Below are 6,945 nucleotides of genomic sequence, written 5' to 3'. Positions count from 1 at the left end.
AGGCGGACGAGGCGACCGCGGTGGCGCTCGATGCTGCTCGCGCGGGTGAGGCCCACGCCCTGGAGGCGGCCGAGCAGGCTGCCGCAGAGCGTGACGAGGCGGTCGCGTCCCGCGACCGAGCACTCGGCGAGCTCGAGGGAATGCGCGGCGAGCTCGAGCAGCTGCGCGGCCAGCTCGAGGAAACGCGCCAGGACGCCGCCGTCGCACGCACCAAGGCCGAGGAGTCCGACCGGGCACGGGTCCGGGCGGAGGCAACCTCGGACACGCTGCGTGAAGTCCTGGACTCGCTGCGCGATAGCGCTCGTGGCGCGGATCAGTCAGGTGCGTCGTAGCCATCCCGCCGGAACATTGAGACCACCCGCAGTGTCCAGCTCGGCGCCGGCACCCAGAGTGGCCTAGCGCTCAACGCCTTTGCGGTGCAATTCCCCAACCGGCTCCCACTCTGATGACCCAGCAGCGGGGCTAACTGACCGGTCTCTTACACAGACGATGTGACATGCCGGGTGGTCGACTCCCGTCTCACCGCCTCACCGATGAACCGCCGCTAGGCACTTCGGATCCGGAAGGGTCGTCAAAGGAGGCACGCCTTGCGCCTATCTGGAGCGTTCCTTCACTTCATGCCGGAACGAACGAAACCTGCGACGACGTATTTCTGTAAGAAGATGTAGAGCAGGAACACGGGTATACAGGCCATCCCCGCAGCTGCCATGACCGCACCCCAATTGTTTCCCTCGGCGGTGAGGAATGAGCGGATGCCAACTTGGATTAGGGCATCAGACTGGCGCATGATCAGCGATGGCCAAAGGTAATCGTTCCAAGCCGTGATGAATAGCATGATCGCGAGTGCTGCAAGTGCGGGTTTCATGTTGGGTACGACAATGCTCCACAGAGTCTGCCAGGAGTTTCGTCCATCGACCTTGGCGGCGTCGAGAAGCTCGCCGGGGAAGGAGCGCATGTGCTGCATGAGCATGAGCACACCGAATGCCGATACGAGGTTAGGTACGACGACACCAGCGACCGTGTTGAGGAGTCCCAGCTGGGAGACCATGAGATAGTTCGGGATCATCGTGATCTGGAAGGGTACTAGCCATGATCCTATGAAGAGGAACGAGGCTACCGATTTTCCGTAGAAGTCGAATCTGGCGAATGCGTAGCTGGCGAGTATAGAGGTGAACAACTGGAACACCGTGAGAGCAGTCGCCATGACCAACGTGTTCCACATCATCCAGAGAATCGGGATTTGGTCCGTGACGTCGATGAAGTTCTGAATGCTTATCGGCCATGGAATAAGACTCTGCGAAAGCTGGTCTTCTGGAAGTCGGAATGCTGTGGCAAAGAGCCAATAGACGGGGAAAATGCTACAGATCGCGGCGACGGCCAGTATCACGTGGCCGATGGCGATTCCTCCAACGCTGCGTGCCCCCACGGGTAGGTCAGAGTCGGTATTCTGCCGGTTCTTTAGGGAGTCATTGGGATCGTCTTCCGCTGCCGTAGTCCGTGATTCCAATATGGATGGACGGATGCGGGGCCGCACCGCTGCGTGCGGGTCGACCGGGGCTGATGTTTCGAGAACGAATGACATGCGAGACGCCTTCCGGGTCATTTCGGGGTTCAGTCATCGTGGAAGCTGAGTTTTCGAGTCATCCACATGTAGAGGGCGCCGATCGCGCCGAAGGCGATAAAGAACAGCACGCCTGCCGCAGACGATAATCCCGAGTCGAAGTTCTGAAATCCGAACTGATAGAGGATGTAGTAGATGTTCGTCGAGCTATTCGACGGCCCGCCCTGGGTGAGGATGTCGATGATCGGATAGGTCCACTGGGCCGCCAGCAGCACGGTCATGAGTCCGAGGAACACGAGGGTGGGTGACAGCAGCGGCAGTGTGACCTTCCTGGTCACCGTCATCGCCGATGCTCCATCTAGGCCAGCGGCTTGACTGTATTCGGGACTGATGCCGGCGAGCCCTGCCGAGATCACGAGAACACCGAAGCCGAGCATCTGCCAACCGACCATGATGATGATCGCCCAGATAGCTAGACCTGGATCGCGGAGTACATTGCCCAACTCAATTCCGAAAGCGCTCAGTGCGATATTGATCGTGCCTCCGTTCGGCGCGAACAGCCAACGCCAGACAGCAGCCGTGGCCACCGGCGTGAGGAGGAATGGGACAAAGATGAGCGCTTGGTAGAAGGTCTTCCAGCGGCCTCGGACCTGTTGTGAAAGTAAGGCGATGAGGAGCGGCAGGACGAGAGAGAACACTGCGAATGCGGCGGTGTACACTACGGTGTTCCGCACTGCTTGTCGCATCTCCGGGAGAGCGATGACATCTGCGTAGTTGTCCACGCCGACGAACTCGCGAGGTGTGTTCGGCAGCATGTTCCAGTCATAGAATGACAGCTCAAAGGTTTGGACCAGCGGCCAATATGTCCACAGGATAAGCATGGCCATGGCTGGGAGCAGGTATAGATAGGGTGAGAGCCGCTGAGATGGTGACTTTCTCGTTTTATGGTCGCCGAGATTTGAATTGCCGCGCGGGGTTAGCAGGTGCGGGGTCCGAGCAGCGGTCTTGCGGGTTGATTCCACCGCCCGCGAGGAACCGGTGAGTTGCTGCTCTTCTGGGTAGCTCGACGGGGGCGGGACGGTTGAGAACATCAGCGGACCGTCCCGCTGGCGACGATCGTCGCTGATTTTCCACTCTCTGCGTTCGCAGTCTTGCTGAGCGAGCCGATCACGGTGGGGACTGTCGCGCTCGATTGATGGGTCGTGTGGCTGGGGGTGCTGGGGTGTAGTGGCACCAACGTGGTCGTGAGCACTGTCTCTCGCTTCGGTCGTTTCAGCCGGTGAGCTTGGTCCGCAGGGCTGTCAGATCGTCAGATCTGAGTCCGTGCAGTTTCAGGTATTCCTCAGCGCCGCCGTATTCGCGGTCGAGTCGCTCTAACAGCGCCTCCATGAGCGGCGCCGGACTCTGTGTGATGATCGTGACGATGTCGACACCGGCGGCTGCCAGCGACGGGACATCGTGACTGGCCAGCATCGTCTCGGCCCAGTCGCCGGCGAGATTGACCGCAGTGGCTGAGTAGTCAGCCACGATGGCCTGGCGGTCGGCGCCAACGACTTCGAGGATGAGTGCGGCGAGCACTCCCGTGCGGTCCTTGCCCGCTGTGCAGTGGAACACCACGGGCCCGGGAGCGGTCGCCACTTGCGTGAGCGCCCGGGCCAAGTTGGCACCGCGGGTGTCGATCATCATGTCGTAGATGCCAGCCAGATCGAGATTCTCACCGAGCATCAACTGATGGCTGCTTGCAGCATCGGAGAGTATCGGAGTGTGCACGATTTCGATGGTCTCGCGGTCGACGGCGCTGGGCATCTCGTCGAGCTCATCGGTGCGACGGAGGTCGACGATCCTTGAGATCCCGAGGTCGCGCAGGAGTGCGCGCCCGACGTCATCAACCTTGTGAAGCGCGTCCGCGCGGAATACCTGGTTGGAGTTGACCACACCTCCGCGAGATAGCGGAGTGCCACCGAGGTCACGGAAGTTATTGGAGCTGGTGACGGGCAGCGGCGGACGAACTGTGAAGCCGGAGGGCGAGTCGGTGGAGGTCATTGCGTGGTTCACCTCTCTAGGAGTTGCTGTGAGCGTTCTGCGGTCTCCGGAAGTCGCTGAGCGGGGTCGGCTCCCTGAAAGACCGAGTCCTCGATCGCGGTGCCCAGGAGTTCATCGATCTGCGCGAATTGATCCCCGGGATAGGAAACCCATGGCGATAGCTCGTCGAGCTGCTCCAGGTTCGGCTTGACGAGCGGATTGGCCTCAACGAAGTCGTGCAGCGGGCCACCTTCTTCCGTCATGGAAGAACGGAGAGGCAGATACCCGATTCCCGTGGTGATCTGCTCGTACGCCTCAGGGGAGGTCATCCACTTCATGAACTCCCACGCTGCCGCCTGCTTCTTGGGGTCTTGGGAGAACATCACGAGAGCGGAACCGGAGTTGGTGGGTACCGCAGGCTGCTCACCGAACTGCGGAAGCACCCGCGTATCGAGGGTCCAGTCATTTCCCTCCGCGCCCTGCATGAAGCTGGACTGCAGAGCAGACGAGGTCACCTGGAAGGCATAGGTGTCGCCACGTGCGAAGGTGTCGTACTGGGACATTTCGTCCTCGTTGCTGAGGATTCCGTCCTCGTACATCGTCTTGAACACATCGACGGTGTCCACCGCGGCGTCGGAGCCGAACTCGATCGTTGAGCGATCGTCGGAGAGCACCTGGGCGCCGTTGGAGAGGAACATCGATTGCATGCACCAGCGTCCCGTGGTCAGCACGCAGGCGTTGGACAGTGAGGGCCGACCGGTGTGTTCGGTGACTTGGTCCGCGATGTCGGCGACAGATTCCCACGTGCTCGTGTCGATGGTCTCGGGATCCATGCCCGCTTCCTCGATCAGGTCTTCGTTGATCCAGAGGATGGGGGTCGAGAACACATAGGGCAGTCCGTACGTAGCCCCGTCTATGTCGGCGAGCACCTTAGCCCGCGGGTGAAACGGGTACTTGCCACCGAAGTGCTCGTCAAGCTTCTCTTGTCCGACGAGTTCAGAGAGGTTCGCGCCGCCGAGCGATTCAGCGGAGAACGCCATCGAATCGAAGACCATCTGTCCGATATCGGGCGGATCCCCGGCAAGCACTTGCTGCTGGACCGACGAGGTGGCATTCCCAGAGTCGACGCCCTGCCCGACCACAGTGATGTTCGGGTGCTCCTGTTCGAAGGAGTCGATGAGGCCGGCGATAGTGTCGCCCCACATTCCCTGCCCGGAGAGGTTGTAGGACTCGAATACGATCTCGACCTGGTCGTCTTCGGAGAGCTCGACTAACTGGCCGCCCTCGGAGTGAGCTGCGGGTGTGTTCGACCCGGCCGTCACGCAGCCGGACAATACGAGACTCGACATCGCAGTGATAACCAGAGCGGCGCGGACGTGACGGGATGAGCGAGATCGCCGAGGTAGTGAACGCATGAAGCTGACCTTTCATCGAATAAAATGGGGAAGTTGTCGAAGTGCAGGTGGGCACACATGTGATGGAGCGAACAGTTTCCGAATAGCGGACGACCGTCAGAAGACGCCGACGACCTGCCTCTGGTCAGGCTCAACGGATCTCGCCCGCTTCGACGCGGCCGGATCGTCGGCGACCCACTCGAGCCGTCGACCGGACGCGCTGTCGAACAAGTGCGCATGGACAAGCTCCAGGCCGATCTCGATGGCGTCGCCCGGTCGGAGATCGTTGCGGCGCTCACCGCGAATGCAGATGTCGGAATCTGCCACGCGTCCGTACACGATCGTCTCGTTGCCGAGCTGTTCGACGTTGCTGACGAGAAGCGGAAGCCTGAGCGCCGCAGTCGGATCGTGATGATCCAGGACTCGGATGTGCTCAGGTCGAACGCCCAGCAGCACGTCGATCTCAGCTGTGGTCCCGGCCCACAGGTCGGCAGCGAACCCGTCTCCTTCAACACGGACGGTCCCCGCAACGGACGTGACCGTCGCCGGGATCAGATTCATCGGTGGAGAACCGATGAACTTCGCGACGAACGTCGATGCAGGACGGTCGTAGACCTCGAGCGGGGAGCCGACCTGCTCGATGATTCCTTTGTTGATGACGACGATCTTCGTGGCCATGGTCATCGCCTCGACCTGATCGTGCGTCACATAGACGAAGGTCGCGCCGAGACGTCGGTGAAGACTGGTGAGCTCTTGTCGGGTCTGCGTGCGCAGCGACGCATCGAGATTCGACAGGGGCTCGTCCATCAGGAACGCCTTCGGATTACGGACAAGCGCCCGCCCTAACGCCACTCGCTGTCGTTGCCCGCCGGACAACTGTTTGGGCAGCCGGTCAAGGAGCATATCGATCTCGAGCGATGCAGCAACCTGGTTGACTCGCTCTGCCATCTCGTCACCGGAGAGCCTCGTACCGTCAACCTTTCGCGCTTGCGTTAGGGGGAATCGAAGATTCTTTTCGACGCTCAGATGCGGATAGAGGGCGTAGCTCTGGAACACCATGGCGATGTCGCGCTTCTTGGAAGGGACATCGGTGATGTCGGCACCGTCTAGTTCTATCGTCCCCGATGTTGGTTCAAGCAAGCCGGCGATCATGCGCAGCAGCGTGGTCTTACCACAGCCGGAGGGGCCAAGTAGGACGCAGAACTCTCCGTCGTCGATCCGTAGATCGACGGCGTTCACGGCCGTGCTGCCCTTGAATACACGCGTAAGGCCTGCGATGTCGATCGAGCTCATGTCTGTGCCATCCCTTCTTGCAAGGTTGTTACATAGAAGAGTGTGAACGCGGAACGTTAATCCAGAGCGACACGCAGAAGAATGGGGTGCCTGTTCGGGATGAACCTGCGGCCTCGACCGCGGGAGTGTTGGTGCCCCTAGTGCCGACGCAGCAGGACGGCCCACGAGATGCTCGTGGGCCGTCCGATGGAGTCGAGTCGTATGGAGACGAAGCGGAGTGGCTGGTGTACAGGTGATACTGCTGGATCAGGGCGCAGGCGGCTCCCCTGGTTCCTCGATCGTCAACTGGGCCACCGTCTCGATGTAGCGATCAGAGACTTTCGGCGCCTTCTGGACTCTGCCGATCACGGCCGAGTGCAAGCTGCTCAGCAGCACGGTCTGAACGATATTCCCGCCGACACGGTCGAGGTCCCAGCGATAGGTCGCGCCGGCAATGAGCGCTACGTCAGCGAGCTCGGCCAGTGCCGTGCGGGCGAAGGCGGTGAGGCCGATGACTGATGCGCCCGCGACCTTGGCCTCTCGAGCGGCCGCGATCGTCAGCGCATTCGAGCCCGACTCGCTGACGGCAAGGCAAACGTCACCACTGCGCAGGCCGACGGCGCTGAGCCGTTGCATGATGGCATCGGCTGTGACTTTCACCTTCGTTTGGCGGGATTTCGCAGGTTCGTTTGGCGG

At 61.0% G+C, this 6,945-nt stretch carries 6 protein-coding genes and 1 pseudogene; 1 reads left to right on the top strand and 6 read right to left on the bottom strand.

The window, feature by feature from the left end:
* A pseudogene (locus tag G6023_RS14855) lies at positions 1-332 on the top strand (hypothetical protein); the annotation flags it as partial.
* 278 nt (positions 333-610) lie between these two features.
* On the opposite strand, the gene G6023_RS14850 reads toward G6023_RS14855, so the two are convergent.
* The 6 genes from G6023_RS14850 to G6023_RS14825 form a co-directional block, all read right to left on the bottom strand.
* A complete protein-coding gene (locus G6023_RS14850; protein WP_082904351.1) occupies positions 611-1,582 on the bottom strand; it encodes a carbohydrate ABC transporter permease in 972 nt (323 codons plus the stop codon).
* A gap of 29 nt (positions 1,583-1,611) precedes the next feature.
* The gene (locus G6023_RS14845; protein ID WP_082904349.1) at positions 1,612-2,652 is read right to left on the bottom strand and encodes a carbohydrate ABC transporter permease; all 1,041 of its coding nucleotides are present in this window, start codon (positions 2,650-2,652) and stop codon (positions 1,612-1,614) included.
* Positions 2,653-2,833: 181 nt separating this feature from the next.
* A complete protein-coding gene (locus G6023_RS14840; protein WP_063972681.1) occupies positions 2,834-3,604 on the bottom strand; it encodes a tyrosine-protein phosphatase in 771 nt (256 codons plus the stop codon).
* Between the two features lie 8 nt (positions 3,605-3,612).
* Positions 3,613-4,905, bottom strand: coding sequence for an extracellular solute-binding protein (locus G6023_RS14835; RefSeq protein ID WP_347238993.1), 1,293 nt, complete (start codon positions 4,903-4,905; stop codon positions 3,613-3,615).
* A 189-nt stretch (positions 4,906-5,094) separates the two neighbouring features.
* Complete coding sequence (locus G6023_RS14830; protein ID WP_063972679.1) at positions 5,095-6,270, bottom strand: ABC transporter ATP-binding protein; 1,176 nt, start codon at positions 6,268-6,270, stop codon at positions 5,095-5,097.
* A gap of 246 nt (positions 6,271-6,516) precedes the next feature.
* On the bottom strand, positions 6,517-6,945 hold a 429-nt coding region (locus G6023_RS14825; protein ID WP_182636224.1), incomplete at its 5' end, for an SIS domain-containing protein.

Origin of the sequence: Dietzia sp. DQ11-71, assembly GCF_014144995.1 — a bacterium.
Lineage (GTDB): Bacteria > Actinomycetota > Actinomycetes > Mycobacteriales > Mycobacteriaceae > Dietzia > Dietzia kunjamensis.
The sequence above is the reverse complement of the archived record's forward strand: the minus strand, read 5'-3'. Positions and strand labels throughout refer to the sequence as shown.